The sequence below is a fragment of the Paenibacillus macquariensis genome, from assembly GCF_900156375.1.
Classification (GTDB): domain Bacteria; phylum Bacillota; class Bacilli; order Paenibacillales; family Paenibacillaceae; genus Paenibacillus_AQ; species Paenibacillus_AQ macquariensis.
The window spans coordinates 138,847-158,416 of the sequence record NZ_FTNK01000012.1; the positions used below are offsets into that span (position 1 = coordinate 138,847).

14 protein-coding genes are annotated in these 19,570 nt (G+C 43.0%); 2 read left to right on the forward strand and 12 right to left on the reverse strand.

Annotated features, from left to right (window positions below; all coding sequences use genetic code 11):
- Positions 1 to 251 precede the first annotated feature (251 nt).
- Positions 252 to 2,036, reverse strand: coding sequence for a sensor histidine kinase (locus BW961_RS19980; protein ID WP_068586319.1), 1,785 nt, complete (start codon positions 2,034 to 2,036; stop codon positions 252 to 254).
- Positions 2,033 to 2,719, reverse strand: coding sequence for a response regulator transcription factor (locus BW961_RS19985; protein ID WP_068586316.1), 687 nt, complete (start codon positions 2,717 to 2,719; stop codon positions 2,033 to 2,035). Before BW961_RS19985 ends, BW961_RS19980 begins: the two co-directional genes overlap by 4 nt.
- An 851-nt stretch (positions 2,720 to 3,570) precedes the next feature.
- Between BW961_RS19985 and BW961_RS19990 the strand changes: the two genes are divergently transcribed.
- Entirely contained in the window at positions 3,571 to 4,161 is a 591-nt protein-coding gene (locus BW961_RS19990) for a TetR/AcrR family transcriptional regulator (protein WP_280175213.1), read from the forward strand.
- Between the two features lie 25 nt (positions 4,162 to 4,186).
- Entirely contained in the window at positions 4,187 to 5,386 is a 1,200-nt protein-coding gene (locus BW961_RS19995) for an MFS transporter (RefSeq protein ID WP_068586309.1), read from the forward strand.
- 264 nt (positions 5,387 to 5,650) lie between these two features.
- Here the strand turns inward: BW961_RS19995 and BW961_RS20000 are convergent, their stop codons facing one another.
- From BW961_RS20000 to BW961_RS30655, 10 genes are all read right to left on the reverse strand, one after another.
- A complete protein-coding gene (locus BW961_RS20000) occupies positions 5,651 to 6,871 on the reverse strand; it encodes an MFS transporter (RefSeq protein ID WP_068586306.1) in 1,221 nt (406 codons plus the stop codon).
- A 133-nt stretch (positions 6,872 to 7,004) separates the two neighbouring features.
- Entirely contained in the window at positions 7,005 to 10,163 is a 3,159-nt protein-coding gene (lacZ, locus tag BW961_RS20005) for a beta-galactosidase, LacZ type (RefSeq protein WP_068586303.1), read from the reverse strand.
- A 38-nt stretch (positions 10,164 to 10,201) separates the two neighbouring features.
- Positions 10,202 to 11,014 carry a carbohydrate ABC transporter permease gene (locus tag BW961_RS20010; protein WP_068586300.1) on the reverse strand — a complete coding sequence of 271 codons (813 nt, stop codon included), beginning with the start codon at positions 11,012 to 11,014 and terminating at the stop codon, positions 10,202 to 10,204.
- Positions 11,011 to 12,000: a carbohydrate ABC transporter permease gene (locus BW961_RS20015; protein ID WP_082867497.1), complete on the reverse strand. Its 990-nt coding sequence runs from the start codon at positions 11,998 to 12,000 to the stop codon at positions 11,011 to 11,013. Before BW961_RS20015 ends, BW961_RS20010 begins: the two co-directional genes overlap by 4 nt.
- 29 nt (positions 12,001 to 12,029) lie before the next feature.
- Entirely contained in the window at positions 12,030 to 13,307 is a 1,278-nt protein-coding gene (locus tag BW961_RS20020) for an ABC transporter substrate-binding protein (RefSeq protein ID WP_068586297.1), read from the reverse strand.
- A gap of 114 nt (positions 13,308 to 13,421) precedes the next feature.
- Entirely contained in the window at positions 13,422 to 14,639 is a 1,218-nt protein-coding gene (locus tag BW961_RS20025; RefSeq protein ID WP_068586294.1) for a response regulator transcription factor, read from the reverse strand.
- Positions 14,617 to 16,362: a sensor histidine kinase gene (locus BW961_RS20030; protein ID WP_068586291.1), complete on the reverse strand. Its 1,746-nt coding sequence runs from the start codon at positions 16,360 to 16,362 to the stop codon at positions 14,617 to 14,619. Before BW961_RS20030 ends, BW961_RS20025 begins: the two co-directional genes overlap by 23 nt.
- 202 nt (positions 16,363 to 16,564) lie before the next feature.
- Complete coding sequence (locus BW961_RS20035; protein WP_068586289.1) at positions 16,565 to 18,268, reverse strand: amylo-alpha-1,6-glucosidase; 1,704 nt, start codon at positions 18,266 to 18,268, stop codon at positions 16,565 to 16,567.
- Positions 18,269 to 18,636: 368 nt separating this feature from the next.
- Positions 18,637 to 19,086, reverse strand: a complete 450-nt coding sequence (locus BW961_RS20040) for a DUF1569 domain-containing protein (RefSeq protein ID WP_068586285.1) — start codon at positions 19,084 to 19,086, stop codon at positions 18,637 to 18,639.
- Positions 19,083 to 19,244 (reverse strand): hypothetical protein, encoded by a 162-nt coding sequence (locus BW961_RS30655; RefSeq protein ID WP_156510141.1) that lies wholly within the window; start codon positions 19,242 to 19,244, stop codon positions 19,083 to 19,085. Before BW961_RS30655 ends, BW961_RS20040 begins: the two co-directional genes overlap by 4 nt.
- Positions 19,245 to 19,570 lie beyond the last annotated feature (326 nt).

Below are 19,570 nucleotides of genomic sequence, written 5' to 3' on the forward strand. Positions count from 1 at the left end.
AATAATATACCTCCATCAATAAGTTTTCTATTACTTTAAACAGATTAATGGAGAGAGATAAAGATGAGATGAAGATGAGATCGATATCATTTAAAGAATTAAAAAGGTGTTGTCACTAAAATGAATATGATTTCTGAGCATTCCAAACGAAAAAAGCTGTCCGTTCAATACCTTTTGGTAAAGGTCCTTGAACGAACAGCTGCAATTTAGCTTTTAGGTTTAGGTAGTGAAAAAATTTCTTAATAGAATACCTACCGCTCTTTGTTTAGATAGAAGAAAAACATTACTCCATCCTCAGTATTCAAAACACCATACTGCACACCATGCAGCTCTAAAATATTCTTTGAAATAGCAAGCCCTAATCCTGTTCCACCTTGCGAACGTCGACGAGACATATCTCCACGATAAAAACGGTCCCATATTTTCCCCAAATGCTCCTGCTTGATATGAGCCCCTTTATTTTCTACACATACTTTTACACGCTCATTTTCTTCTATTGTGGAAATGATAATACTTTCATTTTCCGGCGTGTAACGAATCGCATTGGTAATAAAATTCGTCATAACTTGTTCAATCCGATGTTGATTTGCAACGATCTTAATAGCAGAAAGTTGTTTATGAACATGTAATTGCTTGTTCGTTATGTCTATAGCTAATTGCTCACATAAGTATTCGATGATCTGGTCAATATAGAAGACATCCATTTTCATTTTATACGTGCCAGATTCAAACTTTGCCAATTCCAGCATATCAACAATTAGCATATCCATTTTATCTACTTCTTTTGCCATTGCTTTAAAATAATAATCTTTTTTATTACCGGCAACACCATCTTCCAAAATTGAGATGCAACCCTTCATAATACTTAAAGGTGTCTTTAATTCATGCGAAACCCCGGAAATAAACTCTTTACGTGTATGTTCTAATCGCTTTTCTTTTTCTATATCTTGTTGCAATTGATCAATATGCTTATGCAATGTAGCAGAGAGTGTATTGATATTATGTGATAGCGTACCAATCTCATCTTTTGATGTAATAGGTATTGTCTCTGAAAAATCCAAGTTTGCAATCTTGCTTGTCGTATCGTTTATTTGTAACAATGGTTTAGCAATCTTTTTTGAATAATAAAAGGATGCCAGTACAACAAGTAGCAGTACAAATATAATTAAATATACATAATAACCTTTTAACATTTGTACGGCTTCATCAACTGGTTGTAACGATGTCATGGCAAAAATATATGTTGTTTCGCCAGTCGTATCTTTTATTGGTTTAATAAATACTTTATAATTAATATCATTTTCCTTATAGTCCATCATTTCAGACTCACTATTATAATTCTCATTTAACAATAGATTTACTTGAAATTGTTTTATTCTTTCTATAAGAATACGATTTGAATATATATTTGAACTTACGGATCCTACTGGTAATTGTAGATTCTTAATTTGTCCTCTAAAATAAATTTGCAAACTATCTTTTAGAGAAGGTTCTATTGTGGCTTTTTTGCCATATAGCTTATCTGATATCAGTTTATTTTCTAATGTAAATTGTCCATTTTCTCTTGTTAAAATAACAGGAACAACTTTATCATCCTTTTCTATTCCATCAATCACAATTAACGATCCCTGTTCAAGATTAAATTTTAGCCTTTCAATATCTTCTAAACCAATCAGGCTATACAATGGGATGTTAATTACACGATTAGAGGAATTCTTATTTCGTGAAGGGACTAAATGAACTTCTATAGAAAAATCATTTGCATACTTAATATTTCCTGCACTGTCCAATATTGTAATCCACGTTGTATTTTCTTGGTAAAAATCCTGCTCTAGCTTTTGAATGGTTGGTCCATCTTCTTCAGCCTTTAAGTATTCTTTTTCAAAGGATTGAATACTCGTTTTAATATCATTCACTTTTTTATTTGCATAATATTGCTTAAAAAATATGGTTTGTCCAATAAAAATAGTTGCTAAAATAAGCACACATAACAATGTTGTCATCAAGAATAATTTTGATACAATTCCACATTTCATGCTTTGTCCTCGAATTTATAACCTACTCGAATAACAGTGACAATACTATCTGCTTTGTCACCTAATTTATGACGCAAATTCCGGATATGACTATTGACTGTGCGATCATCACCAGCAAATTCATAACCCCAAATTTTAATGATTAATTGTTCTCTCGTAATAATAATCCCTGAATTTCGCATCATATAAGTTAATATTTCAAATTCCGTATGTGTCAAACTTATACTTTCTCCATCTACTGTCACGGTTCGTGAAGGGAAATGGACATGGATACCACTAATGACTAAGGTATCTAGACTAGATAAATTACCTGTTGAAGAATACCGACTATCAATTAATCGTTTAACTCTTGCCAATAGGATGGGCGGACTGTACGGTTTTGTAACATAATCATCAGCCCCCAATTCAAAACCAAGTAACGTATCATCTTCATCCGCACGAGCTGTCAACATAATAATAGGTACATCAGATGATTTTCGAATTCGTCTACAAACAGACCATCCATCTAACTCCGGTAACATAATATCTAAAATAATTAAATGCACTTCATATTCTTCAAAAATGTCCAAAGCTTCATTTCCATTTACTGCCTCTAGTATTTCATATCCTTCATTCAATAAATAATCTTTCACTATTTCGCGTAAAATATCTTCATCTTCTACAATTAATACTGTTTTTTGCATATATCTCCCTCATAGTCTCAAAAATGTTAATACTTTCGAAATAATATCATAACGATGTAAAGATGAGATAAAGATGACTTGATATTATTAAAAACCAGTCAAATTTGTATAACATTATTATTACCAAAAGTAGGATTCGGAATCCTACTTTATCCATATAGTATGAAGTGGTAAAAAGATATGTCAGGGATGGTATATTTCATTCGCCGTAATCAAGTCTCTCATTTCTAAGAAAATAGTCTTTTGAATCATTTGAGCGTACGCCAGTCGATATCTATTCGATATAATACTAAATAAGGTAATCTATAATAACTCAACTTTCGCAGAGAAATCGGCAAATAAGCCTTGATATAGCTGGGTAAACCGGCCATCCATTGTTATTTATTGAAATCCCTTTCAATTCACTTTCGAAGAACCTCTTACAAACATTCTACTTCCTTCAAAAACATGAAACGAGATAATAGAAGCATGATTTTTTGCGCTTTCACATTAACTTTTTTTCGAAAAATGATACAAATTCATGATTCGATTGTCTTATTTTTATATTTTGTTAAAAATACAAGATCCACAATGTACGACAGCAAGGTCCAGCATTTCATCCCCATCCAACATCGTCCTATGGACACAGGCAGAATGAACAACAAACCGGCTACCCCAGATCACATTTGATCGAGGACAGCCTGTGATTCTTATCTATTACATTTTCATCACAAGAGAGCTTCTGTTCTATACATTAAAAGGGGGGCCGGAGTAAATAATAACCTCTAGATCATAAAGACTGTGAGCAATTTACATTTGTATAACACAAATAAATTTGATAAACTGACTGACGAACGTTCGTTAATATCGAGGTGATTCTATTGAAAAGTAAGGAGATTAAAGACGTCGCTTTAAAATTTTTCACAATTCATGGATATGAGGGAGCATCTCTGTCTCAAATTGCCGAGGATGTTGGTATGAGAAAGCAGTCTCTTTATGCTCATTTCAAAGGGAAAGACGATCTATTCCTACAAGTTCTACAAGATGCCAAAGAGGCAGAAATCTCATCTAAACTACAATATTTGAGTAAAGTGGATACCTATAATCCCAAAGTAGATTTATTTGGTTATCTGCAATTAGTCATTGATTTGTTTCAAAAGAGCGAGCAGTTAAAGTTCTGGCTGCGTATGTCTTTTTTCCCACCTCTCCATTTGGCAACAGCGATTAATGAGGAAGTCACTGATACGGAAATAAAGATTCAAACCGTACTAGAAAGCAAATTTCAAGATTGGATCGATGCCAAAGCCATCATGGAAGATACCGCCTCCATTCCTACTCTTGCCTTCTTAGGTGTAGTTGATTCGATCATGCTAGAGCTTGCATATGGGAATAATGAAACACGTTTGAACGATAAACTAAATGCCTCCTGGACCGTATTTTGGAGAGGTATTTCACAGCTATGATTTTACAAAAGAGAGGTATTACTTCATGAAGAAACCATTGAAAGAACAAAAAACAGTCTTACTCATTCTATTAAGTAATATATTCATTGTTTTTCTAGGCGTCGGACTTATCATCCCTGTTATGCCATCCTTTATGAATATGATGCATTTATCAGGCCGATCGATGGGTTATCTTATGGCGGCCTTTGCATTCGCACAATTACTCATGTCTCCTCTGGCAGGACGATGGATTGACACGTATGGCAGAAAGAAAATGATCATCATCGGATTATTCATCTTTAGCCTATCCGAGGTGATTTTTGGGTTAAGTACAGATGTATTCATTCTTTATTTTTCCAGAATATTAGGAGGTATTAGTGCTGCCTTTATAATGCCAGCCGTTACTGCCTATGTTGCAGATATTACATCAGTAGAGGAAAGACCAAAAGCAATGGGATATATTTCTGCCGCCATTAGTTTCGGGTTTATTATTGGTCCAGGTATTGGAGGTTTTATTGCTGAGCTGGGTATTCGTGCCCCTTTCTACTTTGCTGGTGGCTTCGCATTAATAACATGTATTTCATCCCTATTCATTTTAAAAGAGCCACTAACCAAACAACAGCTTTTGGAAACTGCTCAGCTTAAAAAAGATACAAGCTTTGTAAGTGATATCAAACGATCATTTCATCCACAATATTTAATTGCCTTTATTATTGTGTTTGTATTGGCCTTTGGTTTATCAGAATATGAAACTGTATTTAGTCTATTTTCTGATCATAAATTTGGTTTCACCCCGCGAGATATTGCTACCATTATTACAATAAGCTCCATATTTGGGGTTGTTGTTCAAGTCTTTTTGTTTGGTAAAATGGTAAATAAATTCGGTGAAAAGAAACTCATCCAGTTATGCTTAATCACTGGCGTTGTATTAGCCGTAGCATCCACCATGATCTCAAGCTATTTAGCCATTTTGCTAGTAACTTGCTTCATCTTTCTCGCATTTGACTTGCTACGACCAGCATTAACAACATATTTATCAAAATCGGCCGAAAAAGAACAAGGATTTATCGCTGGAATGAACTCAACCTATACAAGCTTGGGTAATATCGTCGGGCCCGCGTTAGCCGGTATATTATTTGATGTCAACATCAACTATCCATATCTCTTTGCTGCTGTCATTATGTTTATAGGTCTAGTCATTACAATGATGTGGAAAGAAAAACAATCAGCTAGCAGCTTGATTTAATAATATGAGCAACTATGTTTGCCTTAAAAAAAGAGAAAGCAAACCATTTCCTAAGAAGTGGTTTGCTTTCTTTAATATGGTGGAGCTTAGGGAACCATCTCCCCTGACCGCATCACTGCCAGTGATGCGGTCTCCCACCATTGGGTGTTTTAATACCAAATACACTTAATTTTATCCATTCATTATAGAAATATTTGAAACGAGCTTAAAATAATTACAACTGATAAATTGTTAATACTCAAAAACGAATGCAACCAAATCTGTTTAATCTAAAAGTGGACGAACCCACCGCATATAATATATTAACCCTATGCCCAGCACCACCGCAGTTACTAAGAAGGGCATCTGATAGTCTGCGCCCGTCAATATCAACCCCGCATAAAAAGTTGCAATCGAGGAACCTACACTGCGGAACACAGACCGCATACCCGCGAAGAGGTTCCTCTCTCTTTCTTTTAACGCAGACATTAACTGGCTGTCAACTAAATTGGAGAGCATTGTCGCAGCGCCCCCGCGGATCAGGAACAATATCGTGAACATCCAAACCGGCATTAACCAGAAAAGAGCGGTAAAAAGCACGATATTGATGAGAAAAACGAAAATAATAGCATAATGCTGGCCGAATCGCTCCATCATATATGGGGTCAGCAAGGAACACACGAAGAGGACGATACCTGCTACAGCGAGCAGCAGGGAAACGTTATCATCAAGCCAGTCCAGCCGGTATTTGACGATGACATTTAAGAATGACCCCGTAATGGCGAGCGCACCCCCAAGTAAAGCCATGAACACAGAGAACAGCCACAGCTTAGAGCTTGGCAGCTTCAGCTTCAAACGAGGCAAGATTTCTCGGGTTCGGATTGTTTCATGACTGTTTTCTTTCAGAATGACGCTGCTCTCCGCAGGCAGTAATAGACCACGGATAACCCCATGTATAACAAGCACCAGACCAGCTAAAAGCAGAGCAGTCCTATAGCCTTCTCCATCCCCTGCTCCACTAGGCAGATATCCTGCGATTAAAGTTCCTACTCCTGTGAAGGCTGTAAAGACCGCGAACATAAGTGAGAATGCACGCATCTCTTCCTTGCGTGAAGAACAATAATTGAAGAGAAGTTGTACCTCTGTTGTCTCCACTAGCGTAAGTCCGATCGAGACGAGGACTTGTGCCACGTAGAAATATACAATTTCTCCACTGATCGCATACAGTATATTGCCTGCCGCAACAAACAGAACGCCAATAATCAACAGCTTTTTTCGACCTAATCGATTGGCAAGTAAGGATACAGGAATGGCTAACACCCCCATAATTAATATACCTACAGATACCAATGCACCAATCTGGTCTTCTTTTAATCCTTTGGATAATAAATGTAAATTGAGAACGAGTGCATACAGGCCGATTCCGATCCCGTATAACGCTTCGGTCATTAAAAAGCGGCGTACACCCACTGGCAGACGAAGTAAATCCTTTAAATAATCGGACATCTCCTACCCCTTTCTTTGCTCTGGAGCAAGGCGGAGAATCCCCAAACGAAGCCTTTCAAGTAGCAATATTTATTGAGGTGATCAGATTCATTCAGTATGTCTTCTGATTTAAGCATGGTAAGTTCCCCTCTTGTTATAGGTACTTCGCTTCCAATCTCATCTGATGGCTGAGCCTCTCGGGAGCGGCATCTTCGGAAAGGTAGGGCTGTAGCAGCAGCCGGAAACGGAATTCCTCTGACGTAACTGTGCTCTGTGGTGATTGAGCAGGCCCACAGCTATTGCTGCCAAGACCATTCTGGCGGTAGTCCAAATTTAGCGTGATGAAATCACGCGGAACAAGATCACTCACATGTTTGGCTAATTCTAAGTCAGCATCCGTATAACGTCGGGCACTGAATTCAAGCGTAGGCACACCTGCCGCAAGCAGCCCAATACCGCTACCATCGGTGATGGATACAAAGCGAACATCCGTACGATTTCCGTTTTCTTGTGGATAAATATAAGGGGTAAATAGTTCATCAACTGACTTGCTATATACACCAAATCGTCCTGCTTCCTTGCTGTCGGAATAATTTTCTCCCGGACCGCGGCCATACCATTTAACAGAATTCATATCTGAAGGTATCTCCATTTGAAGTCCAATTTTAGGAATCATGGCAGGCGGTTTCCCTTCTGGTACACCGTGCACATCAATAGTCACTAGACCTGAGCCTGTTACAGTGTAAATCGTTTCACAGCGAAAACCCCAATCGTAAACTGGCGGGGCAATACGGGAGGTCCATCTAATTTGAATCGTCCCTTCATCCAATCGCTCCCAACGGCAAACATCGATTCGTTCCGTCAGCTTATCGAGGTGTGCCTTACGCCAGTCGGGCAGGACATACATATCGTTGTCAATCGGCGCTCTCCAGAAGTTGAGATGCGGTCCTTTGTTCAATAACTCTTTACCGTTTATTCGGAGTGAGCTGATCCCTGCTTGCCGAGAATCGAATGCCACTTGGAAAGAATCGTTCTTAAGGACGATCCGTCGTCCTTCCTCCGTGCAGGATAATCTCCGAATAGGTAGATTAGCGGTTGCCGGGGTAAATCCTTCATCGGCGTTATCCCCATCCATTCGGGTATTTGTGCTACTCTGCTCATTTCCTACAGCTTCAAGTGCAATCTGCACCCAAGCGATCTCATGCCCTCGCTCTCCCCAAATGCAAGATGCTGCAAGCGAAAAGCCGATATTCAGCCAACGCTCCGCACCATTCACCAACAGTGTCAGCTGCGAGTCATTTCGAGTAGGAACGAACATTTCTTCACTTTCACCTGGGCCTATCCGAGGCAGCAGCAATACACCGCTTTGGACGGTCCGTCCATCTACCGTCACGCTCCAATCTGCATAAAGGTGATCCAGTGTTATAAAGTCATACCGATTGGTGATTCGTATGCGATTATTATTTATATATTCGACCCTGACAGGCTCGATAATTTTCTTATATTCAAGAAGTCCAGGAGATGGCGTTCGATCCGGACGAACCAGGCCATCAATAACAAAATTGCTGTTGTTCGGTACATCCCCATAGTCTCCACCATAAGCGTAATCGTCTTTGCCATCGGCTGTCTTCCTGCGAATACCGTGATCAATCCATTCCCAGACGAAGCCGCCCTGCAATCTTCGATAAGCATCAAAGGTGTCGAAATATGGCTTGAGCCCACCTGGACCATTCCCCATCGCATGAGCGAATTCACATAGGATATGCGGTTTAGGGTGCTCAACCATCTGACCGAATCCTTCCATTTTCTCCACGGAGGAATACATCGTACTCACAATGTCGCACACTTCCGCTTCCCGATCTTCTTCATAATGTATAAGACGGGTCGGATCTGCCTTCTTGCACCATTCCGACATTGCGCGGAAGTTGCAACCAAAACCGGACTCGTTACCCAGTGACCAGAACAGAATGGATGGATGATTCTTATCCCGCTCCACCATACGGCGAACCCGGTCCATATACGCCTCCTGCCAAGCAGGATCATCGCTTAGCTTGGAAATATTGCCCAGAAGCTCAAATCCATGTGTTTCCAAGTCTGTTTCTTCCATGACATACAAGCCATATTCATCACAAATATCATAGAACCGTGGATCATTCGGATAATGTGCCGTTCTGACCGCATTAATGTTATGTTGCTTCATCATTTTTACATCTTGGATCATCGTCGAAAGCGTGACCGTTCGTCCCGTATCTGGATGATGATCATGCCGATTTACGCCTTTTAGTAAAATTGCTTTGCCATTCACCAGGAATTGGCCGTTCTTTACTTCTATCTTGCGAAAGCCAACTCGCTGGGCAACTGTCTCGACCACTTGAGCATTGTTATCCGCGATACGAATCACCAGATGATACAAAGCAGGAGCTTCTGCACTCCAGAGTGCTGGCTTCACGACTGGAATCACGAACGAAGCAAAAGAAGTCTGATCTTCAGCAGCGGCGATTAGATTCACTACAGAAGATACAAGTGCACCTTCTTGATCGAGCAGGTCCAGCCGCACTTCTCCTCGCAAGTCCTCTCCATTCAACTCTACCTGTATGGAAAGCGTGGCATCGCAATATTCGTTATCCAACTCTGTAACAATCCGGTAGTCCAAAATACGGACAGAGGATGGCTCCGAAATCAAATAAACATCGCGAAAAATACCGCTCATATACCACATATCCTGATCTTCCAAGTAAGTGCCGTCCGACCATTGGTAAACACGGACAGCCATACGGTTGCTCCCCGGCTTTACATAAGGCGTCAAATCAAACTCCGATGTTAAACGGCTTCCTTGGCTATACCCGATGAATATCCCGTTGACCCACACATGAAAAGCACTATCTACGCCATCGAACTTGAGGGCAATCTTTCTTCCATCCCAATGTTCCGGAAGCTCAAATTCTCGTATATAGCTACCTGTCGGATTATCATTAGGTACATGTGGTGGATCGACAGGAAATGGATAATATAAGTCAGTATAATGTGGATTCCCATAGCCATTCAGCTGCCAATGACTTGGAACCTGAATTTCATCCCAGCTAGATGCATCGTATTTCTCTTCATAAAATCCGTCTGGGGCCCAGTCAGGCCCTTTCGCATAATGAAACTTCCAACTTCCATTCAATGATCGGAACCAAGGGGAGCTCCCTCGGTCATAGCTCAAAGCTCCAGCACGATCGGAATATGGGACGAAGTATGCCCGGCTTCTCGTGCGGCCGCGCTCCAGCACGGCAAGGTTATCCCAATCGCGTTCTACTTTCTCGTTTCGCATAGCTGCTTCTCCTCTCGAATCTCTATCTCTCTACCTACCTATCCCTTAATCCCCGTACCTGCTATTCCACCGACAATATAACGCTGTGCAAAGAAGAACACAGCGAGCGGAGGAATCGAGATTAGACAGGTAATCGCCATAATGGACTGCATATCTACGCCGAACATGCCCTTGAACTGCGATAGTCCGAGCGTCAGTGTGTATTTTGTCTGATCATTAAGGAAAATCAGCGGTCCTAGATAATCGTTCCAGCAGCTCATAATTTGAAACACGCCGACTAATATGAGCGCAGGCCCCATGAGCGGAGCAATGATTCGCACAAGAATGCCAAACTTACTGGCCCCGTCAATGGTTGCAGCTTCATCTAATTCACGTGGAATCGTCAGAATAAACTGCCTAAGCAGGAAGATGAAGTAAGCCGAACCGAACCACGATGGAACGATAAGCGGTTTGAGCGTATTAATCCATCCCAAATAGTTGAACTCCATATACTGCGGAATCATCGTCACTTCCCAAGGGACCATCATAGTCGCTAGTACAACGAGAAAAAGTAGATTGCGTCCCTTAAATTCAAATCTCGCGAACCCGTAAGACACGAGAGTACAGGATATCAACTGACCAATCGTAGACAACAACGTCACGATCAACGTATTTTTCAGAAATAAGTTAAAGGGCTGAATCGTCCATGCATTGACAAAGTTGATGAATTTCCAATCAGAAGGAATCCATTTTGGTGGAAAAAGATAGAGCTCCGATTGCGATTTGAGAGCTGTCGTCACCGCCCAAAATAATGGAGCAGCGAACAACAGCGAGCAGAAGATCAATAAAGCATAAACGATGAATCGTTTCATGCAGATCTCCCCTTTCTAACAGACTTAGTTGTCTTCTCTGGCTTGCGCTTCATTTCCCCTTCATAGAACACCCAAGCCTCTGACGACTTGAACACAAGGAATGTCAATGTGAGCACAATAAGGAACATGAACCATGCATTTGCTGCAGAGTAGCCCATTTTGAAGAACTTGAACGCATTCTCATACATATACATCGCGTAGAAGTACGTAGATTTCATAGGGCCTCCACCAGTGAGCAGTAACGCGAGAGTCAGCTGTTGAAAGGCAGCGATAATTGAAGTGATAAGGTTGAATAAAATCGTCGGGCTCAGCATCGGAATCGTAATGCTAATGAACTGCCTGATTTTACCTGCTCCATCGATCGAAGCCGATTCGTAAAGATCCTTTGGTATCCCCTTGAGCCCTGCGAGAAATACGAGCATCATTGAGCCTTGTCCCCATAGACTTGCGACAACCATTGCTACAAGAGACCAATTCTTATCATTCAACCAATCCGGACCCTGTACACCGATGATCGACAGGAAATAATTCAATATGCCGTAATCACCGCTGTACACCCAAGACCAGATCATAGCGAGTGCAACGCCCGAGATAACAGAAGGTAAGTAGAATGCTGTTCGAAAAATAGCATTGCCCCGTGTATTCTGATTGAGCAGAATCGCAAGTCCCAGCCCAACTGCAATATTGAGGGGAACAAACAGAGCTGCGAACTTAAGCGTGACTCCGAAAGACTTCCAGAACAACGGATCATCGGTAAACATTTCCACATAATTGCCTAATCCAATAAAATGCACCTTGCCCACGATCGGCCAGTCAAACAATGAGATGATAAGTGAGAACAACAATGGCCCTAAAGTGAAAACGAGGAATCCGAAGATCCACGGGAAAATGAAGAGGTAGGGCGCAGCCCCACCCCATCTGCGTTTCCTTCTAGGCCCCAGGCTAGCCGATTGTTTCCCTACTGTCTGCGGGTAGGTGTGAGCCATATCCTAACCTTCCTTCTGAAGCTGTAATTTTATTTCAAATAACGTTCGCTTTCCTTTACCGTTTGATTCAATGTATCCTGTGCATTACCGCCATGCACAACTGATTCTACTGCCGCGGAAAGCTGTCTATTTATTTCATTCCACTTCGTATTAAGCAGAAAGGCCGGTGTATTGTCAGAACGCTGTAACATCGTATAAAACGGCTTGTACAGAGGATCCTGATCTTTCTTGAGCTCTTTCACGACGCTTACCCTTACTGGCAAATCTGCTACTCGCATCTTGATCGCTTCATTGGATACATAATATTTGATGAATTCCCAAGCCAGATCCTTATTTTTGGAATCCTTGGCAATGGACAGCGCAGATTCTGCAACAACGCCTTTAACTGGCTTGCCTGGAAAGGCTGGCATCTCCACGACGCCTACATCTATGCCTGCTTGTTTAAAGGATTCGAGTGGCCAAATACCGCTCTCCCACATGGCGATTTTGCCGCCTTTGAAAATATCCTCGCCGCTTTGCTGACCTTTGCCGCCTGCAAGCACGGCCGAACCGTTCTTCACCATGTCGCCAAACATTTGAATAGCGCTTGCTGTTTCACTGCTGTTCATGTAGCCGTTTATCGTTTTGCCGTCATCTGAGATCAAAGAGCTACCGTTACTCCATACAAAACCTTGCAGATCATACGTATCGTTCTCGGCCCGAACACCGAAGCCATACTGCTTCTTTGCTTTATCTGTCAGTTGCTTGGAGATATCTTGGAAGTCATCCCACGTCCACCCATCTTTCGGATAAGGGATCTTCGAATCATCAAACATTTTCTTGTTATAGTAAACAACGCGAGTCGTGAAGCCTGCTGGAATACCATAAAGGCTGTTTTCAATTGTCGCGTAATTGAACAAGCCGCTGTAGAAGTCATCCTTGTTCAGGTCCTTATCTCCGTCTGCGTAACTGTTAAGCGGCTCAAGCGACTGGTGATAGGTTGGAAAATCCCACATGTACATCACATCGGGAGGATTCGTAGCACCGAAGCCTGCAGCCAGCTTCTGGTCAAATCCGTCCGCGTAAGCCTCTACCTGAATCTTCGTTCCAGGATGGTTGGTTTCGAATTTCTTTGCGATATCCTGCTCAATCTTGAGCGCATCTCCGGTATCCCATGTGGCAAATCGAAGCGTTTTCACTTTTGTGGAACCATTTCCATTTACGGGCTGCGTCGTGCCATTTGCACTTTCGTTATTACCGGTACATGCAGTAAGCAACATCATTGACATAGCAGTCGTGAGAACAACAAGAGAAATTTTCTTTTTCATTCTGGCAGCCCCCTATCCATGTGGTATATCATAATTGAACTGCTCTCATCATAACTAAAATGAAAGCGTTTCAAAACCGTTATCTATTCGAACATTTGTGTGTTTTTGTTCGATTCACTTGGGGAGGTGTACATCTGTTAGGAGCGTACCGCTTTTTTGTTGGGTACGGTAGTGGCTAGGTGTTTGTCCCGTACAGCGTTTGAACCATTTACTGAAATATTTACTATCGCCAAGTCCCGTGCGCTCGGCAATATCCTGCATCGTAAGGGTCGTATCTTTCAATAACATATAGGCCAGTTTAAGTTTGCGTTTATATTGAAAGGCGACGAAGCTGTCCCCCACCGCTTTCTTGAACAGGATCGAGAAATGGCTGCGGCTGAGGCCGACCTGCCTTGCTACGTCGCTAACCGACCATTCCGCAGCTGGGTTATCATGCAGCAGTTTAACTGCTCGCCAGATTGCATCCGGCCAATCCACCGCAGATACGCTGTGGATTTTCTCCAATTCGGCTTCTTGATGCAGCGCTGACCATGCTTGAAGTCGTTCTTCCGCATGTAAGAGCGGCCCTCTTCTTGCCCACTGCAGCTTCGCACTCTTGCTCTTTTGTTCCACCAGCAACATGTCCACAGCATTCAAATCTGATTTCGCCACGATACAGTAGCATCGATCCTGCCCATAAGGAATAATAGCCCCTTCATAAAACCTTCGGTCCTCATATGCGGCTTCCTTCAATAGATCCACCCAGGATGACTCACAGCCTGAGGTCTTTACCAGATATATATAGACGGGCTCATTATGGAAATACCACTCTTCACGAGTACGCTTCTCCATTTCGCCAATAAATTTATCGTTATGTCCGTTCAGCCAAGCATATAACAGCGTACTAAGCCGCTCTCCTTGATCGCTGGCGGTTTCCGCTGGCGCCACAGATTCCGAAACTGTCGTAAGCTCACGTTGAAACTTCTCCAGCATATCTTCCAGCTCTTCATCCTCGAAGGCGGTTTTGAGCAAATAGCCCGATGCGCCCAGTTTCATTCCCTGCTGAGCGTATTCAAAATCCCGGTGGCAACTGAGTAGGATAATTTTTGTGTTGGGCGCCTTCTCCTTTATTCTGCGTGACAATTCGATGCCATCCATCTCGGGCATGACAATATCTGTAATGACGACCTCAGGCCGATGTTCAAGGAAGGCTTCCCAGGCTTTGCGGCCGCTCGGAGCATCCGCGACGACTTCCATTCCATATTTATCCCATGGGACGGTCGACCGGAGTCCCTTACGGACAATGCTCTCGTCGTCTGCTATTAACACCTTAATCGTCTTTGTTGTTTCCATTCAGGTTCTCCTCCTTCTTAGGCCATTCCATGATGATCCTAGTCCCTTCACCTTGAATCGATTGTACAGTTAATCCATACTGCAAGCCAAAGTGCAGCTTGAATTTCTGATCGGCATTTTGAACTCCGAGTCCTCCCCTTCCTTTGCGTTTCGTCATATTCGGCAAGAATAGAAGCTTCAGCTTCTCCGCAGAAATACCAGCCCCGTTATCAGATAATGTAAGCAGTAGATGATTGCCTGTCTCCCTAACGGATAAATGGATCACACCTTTACCGTCCTCGAAGCCGTGAAAGAAAATATTCTCGAATAATGGCTGCAGTGTCATACGGGGAATCAAATAGCATTTCAACTGCTCATCGCATTCCAACTCAAACTCGAACATGGGACCATAGCGAATTTCCTGGATTTTCAGAAAATGCTCCATCATTCGCAGCTCACGCTCTATAGGGATCAGCTCCTGTGAGATATCCAAATTACCTTCAAGTACCATAGTAAGATGGTATAGCATCTGACGAATATCTTCCGCTCCTTGCAGTCTCGCTTTCCATTGTATCGAATTAAGAGTGTTGAACAGCAGATGGGGATTGATTTGATAATGGAAGGCCCTTAACTCCGCTTCCTTCTTAAGTCGCTCACTCCGCTCAACCTCGCCAATTAACGACTGTATACCGCTCACCATATTATTAAAGCTTGTATCCAGACTACCCAGCTCATCCTTGGCATCAACCTGCGTCATCGTATGCAACTTGCCGAATCTTACCTTCTGCATCGCATCCTTAAGACGGCGAATACGTACGGTAAACCGGGAAGAGAACAAGTACGCTAGTACAAAGGCCAGCAGACAGGAAGCAATAGCGACGATTATAGTATTCGACCTTATAATGCTGGAAGAGTGGTAGAACGATGTAGCCGGCAATCTCGCCTCGATGCTCCACCCATTAACTTCAATCGTTTTATTCCATACGATGTCACTCTCTTTGGAATTGAAGGTGGCTGCCGTCTCATAGATAACCCGTCCCTGTGGATCATCTATTTTGAGATGAGCCTTCGTATCGTTCTCGAACAACTGGAACATATGAAGCAGATCTTCGGCGTTTTCTTCGATTAAAATTTTACTGCCTCGCAGTGCTCCGTAAGGATTATTAACCGAAACAGCCAAGCCAAGCACCGAAATCCCGTTCTCAATCGTATCCTCCATACCGTGATTCTGAGGATAAAATCCTAGCCAATACTTTTCAGAATACGAATTCTTCATTACTGGCCATGCGGGTATAAGACTGAGCTTGGATACATCGAGATTATTTTCCCCGTAGTAATAGCCGGAACGGGTAATAATATAGATACCCATTGTCCGATCCTGTTTAAGCGCTTTCAAAAGTACTTCAAAATCATTCTTATCCATAATATCTTTATACGATGTGGGTATCTGATCTCCTAGATCAACCCGCGCAGGATCAAGTAAGTAGGAATAAATCGTTTCCGTTGTCTGACTCATGCGGTTCAAATAAGAGCTCGTTTGCTGTTCCAATTGAGCTACTGCATTCTCTCCATATTTACCAAACTGAGAATTAATGACCTTTGCAGATTGGTAATAAGACAAGGCTCCAAGCGAGAGTAGCGGAATAATCGTCACAATGAGAAAACAGAAGAGCAGTTTGGTTCGTATGCTCCTGTAAGAGCCAGACAAAAGACGGTTGTAGATTTGCTTTAGTAAATGATTCATCTTAGTTCACCCTCCGTCCTCTACAAAATAATACTTGAAGTGTAGCACGGATCACTTTGACGGAACAATGTAACCAAAACCCAACTCAGCAGGAAATTCACTGGATTGCAGCTTCACCAATCACGAATGAGATCGATCCTTCTGAACGTCAAAAGCACCTCCCTTCCGCCCGTTTATGGCGTTGTGGAAGTGCAGCAATTCATTAAGTTGTATATTCATTACCTAGAATAAGGAACACGCTCGACGTCCAGGTGAAAGCTCGATCCCGTAAACCTTGCCCCGTAATCGCGTCGAAATTCTCGGCCATTCCGCTTCGATCGAGCATTGTGCAGAACCGGCGTGAGACCGCCTCCGCAAGCTCACGATCTCCTGCTGTGGCAACACCTTCAACAAGTATCATTGTCGAAGGTGCCCAGATTGGACCTCGCCAATAGCCGTCGGGATTATAGAAGGGACTATTTATACTCTCTGTCGACCAGCCATTAGCAGTTAAGAATCTGCTCTCATCCCTCAGCCCTTGCAGCAGCGCAGTACGGATATGCTCAGGCAGACGTTTGCCCAATAGAATTGGAACGAACAAGAGTAGGCTGTCTCCTTCGGAAACCTCATGCGTGCCGGATCGACAAGCCGTAAATCGACCATTTTTCCAGAAATGGCTGATCATCTTTTCCAGTGTGCCTTCAGCAAGCTGTCGCCATTCTATAGCCTCTTTCATATGTCCAAGCTGTTCCGCAATCTCAGCTAAAATCTCTGCTTGCAGAATAAGAAAGGCTGCTAAATCCGGGCTCTCTACTGGAATGCCATTGTTGAACGCCGTGCTGTTATCCCAACCGGAGTCGTTGCCATGATTGTACTGAGGGATGCCGTCTCCATCACCATCGCGGTAATGGAACCACCACTTTGTCCATTTGGACAGAGGTCCGTAAACCTCACGAAGCTGCGCCTCTTTGATAAAGTCCGTTCGGGCCATCATCCAAGCAAGCGTCCATCCGTGAATTGGCGGTTTATTGCAATTCCACAGCTCAAACTTATCGTTGATGAAATCCGGGATTAGTCCACTCTCATCCTGCCGGTCAAAGAAAATCATAAACTGATCCCATGCCAGCTTCGGATCATGGCGAACAAGCGCCATTGCATTAAAGCAGTGATCCCAGCTCCAAATATTCGTCATCCAATTTTTCGACATATACATCGCAGGACGGGTGAGACAGCCCTCTGCTGGAACGAGGCAGGACCACGTAATATAGGCGGCAAGCGCTCGGCTTTCCTCCCAGCGTTGTGGCAAGGATAAGCTGTGATTCAGCCAGTGGCTAAACTCTTCCTTCACTTGCTTAACGATATCGTCAAATGGTTCCCAAGAAGCTCGCTGCTCCCAAACTGTCCGGAATTCTTCAATAGCAAATTCTGAGTTACCTGATTTATTGTCTGGTAAGAAATCTGCGATAACATAAGAGCTTTTGATTTTGTCCCATGGAACTTCCATCCGCAGCTCTCCAACAAGCGCAGTGAGCATGAACCTGCATTCATGGGTGAAGCTGTTTACTTCCCAACTGCTGGGAGCTGCTTGATACGCATAATCATAAGCGGCCGTACGGAAGGTCAAGCGAATGCCGCAGCCATTCGTCCGAACACGGAATGTCCGGCTGTCAGAGATACAGATCTCAGCCGTCAAGCCTAGTGCCGATTTCAGCCGGATCAGTTCGGGGAAAGCTTCTGAATGGAACGGTACAGATTGGCCGCTGTCATCCAACATATGGATAAGAAATGCCTCGCCGAATTTATCGTCACCACCCCGCACGGTGCGCAAATACAAACCTTGTTGTCTATCTTGAGCTTCAGGCAGAATTGAGATCGCTAGGAACGATTCTCTTCGACTGAATGGAACTATGCTTAAGTCAAAGTTCATATATAATCTCCTTCACGGAATAGTATGCGCTTTCATTATACCGAAAGGAGCGCTCCGGAAGAACCTACAGTTGTTTCTCAAGGTTAGGGAATTTGTTTCGAAAGGGACCTTTTTTGATGGAGAGGGAGGTTTTTGTTCGATGAATATCGTTAATATGTTCGAATCAGTATTCAATACTGATTCGCTCTCCCAGCTGAGCTAAGCCCCGTGATAAATCTTTATACAGGTATTCATTTCTTTTGGGTAGTGTAACCAACCACTACGTGCTCCCATCGTGGTTGGTTACACTACCCAATTATATACGAACGGCACTGAGAGATGCTGTCTAACAAGTGGCAAAAACAACCTGAATATCACATTCGAGAAAACTAAACGCCAAACTGCTGTAAATGATGGTCCAAGTGCTTATAGATACAGATGCCCCACTGCTCGGAGGTGAGCTTACCGAAAAAGGGATGGGGATGAGTCGTACACCTCTCCGGTCCATTGCGCTGAAATAAGTCGGTTTTTTGTTTCAATAATTCTTTTTCTTTCTCGAATTCTCTTTTGTCTGCAAATAAAATGGTCGGGATAGTTGACATATTGCGAGGTAATGGCTTGTCATTATAAACAGCTGATTTCACAAATCCTCCAATCACGATCCCTAGCCATCCTCTCTTTGGGAAAGAAACTCCCGAGGCAATGTCCTGGAATGCGGAGCAGTGAGCCAGCATTTGACCAACATTCATCTTCCCCCAATGGGGTTGTGAATGAGCTCCCAACTTATCGATACGTGCTAAAATCTCGATCGTATGATTTCGATCATAAATATTGTTCATTCTTTGCCGTCCCTTCTCCTTGGATCCCGGTTAGCAATCAGTCCTTCGCTCTCCAGCAGATCAGCTATACGTTGCACGCTCTGTCGCGCATGACCCATATCTCGTACCATCTTGGCTACGGTCTGCAGTTGATTCCTGCCCGACCAAGCACTTGCCATCGTGCGCTAATCTGACCCAATGGTATCGTCACATTATCGCCGGCCAGCATCAACAATCCGTAAACTCTAAAAATGTTCAATGAGAATCGGCTAAGCGAATCATCCGGCTTTTCAGTCGAGTTTGTCATGATTGCAGATTAACATATTGACAACCTGCTGTCGATAATACATCTTCCACTACGTCCGCGCGGGCGAAACTCTAGGGGTTCATCCCTCCCTAGGCTATCCGCCAAAATAGAAAAACCACTTCGTAATGAAATGGTTTGAATGTATTATTTGGTGGAGCCTAGGGGGACCCTCAGCCCCGACCTCATCAGTGCCAGTGG

Excerpts from the sequence above, each read along its gene's own strand:
- BW961_RS19980 (WP_068586319.1), bottom strand. The coding sequence starts at position 2,036 with ATGAAATGTGGAATTGTATCAAAATTATTCTTGATGACAACATTGTTA.
- BW961_RS19985 (WP_068586316.1), bottom strand. The coding sequence starts at position 2,719 with ATGCAAAAAACAGTATTAATTGTAGAAGATGAAGATATTTTACGCGAA.
- BW961_RS19995 (WP_068586309.1), top strand. The coding sequence starts at position 4,187 with ATGAAGAAACCATTGAAAGAACAAAAAACAGTCTTACTCATTCTATTA.
- BW961_RS20000 (WP_068586306.1), bottom strand. The coding sequence starts at position 6,871 with ATGTCCGATTATTTAAAGGATTTACTTCGTCTGCCAGTGGGTGTACGC.
- lacZ (WP_068586303.1), bottom strand. The coding sequence starts at position 10,163 with ATGCGAAACGAGAAAGTAGAACGCGATTGGGATAACCTTGCCGTGCTG.
- BW961_RS20010 (WP_068586300.1), bottom strand. The coding sequence starts at position 11,014 with ATGAAACGATTCATCGTTTATGCTTTATTGATCTTCTGCTCGCTGTTG.
- BW961_RS20015 (WP_082867497.1), bottom strand. The coding sequence starts at position 12,000 with ATGGCTCACACCTACCCGCAGACAGTAGGGAAACAATCGGCTAGCCTG.
- BW961_RS20020 (WP_068586297.1), bottom strand. The coding sequence starts at position 13,307 with ATGAAAAAGAAAATTTCTCTTGTTGTTCTCACGACTGCTATGTCAATG.
- BW961_RS20025 (WP_068586294.1), bottom strand. The coding sequence starts at position 14,639 with ATGGAAACAACAAAGACGATTAAGGTGTTAATAGCAGACGACGAGAGC.
- BW961_RS20030 (WP_068586291.1), bottom strand. The coding sequence starts at position 16,362 with ATGAATCATTTACTAAAGCAAATCTACAACCGTCTTTTGTCTGGCTCT.
- BW961_RS20035 (WP_068586289.1), bottom strand. The coding sequence starts at position 18,268 with ATGAACTTTGACTTAAGCATAGTTCCATTCAGTCGAAGAGAATCGTTC.
- BW961_RS20040 (WP_068586285.1), bottom strand. The coding sequence starts at position 19,086 with ATGAACAATATTTATGATCGAAATCATACGATCGAGATTTTAGCACGT.
- BW961_RS30655 (WP_156510141.1), bottom strand. The coding sequence starts at position 19,244 with ATGGCAAGTGCTTGGTCGGGCAGGAATCAACTGCAGACCGTAGCCAAG.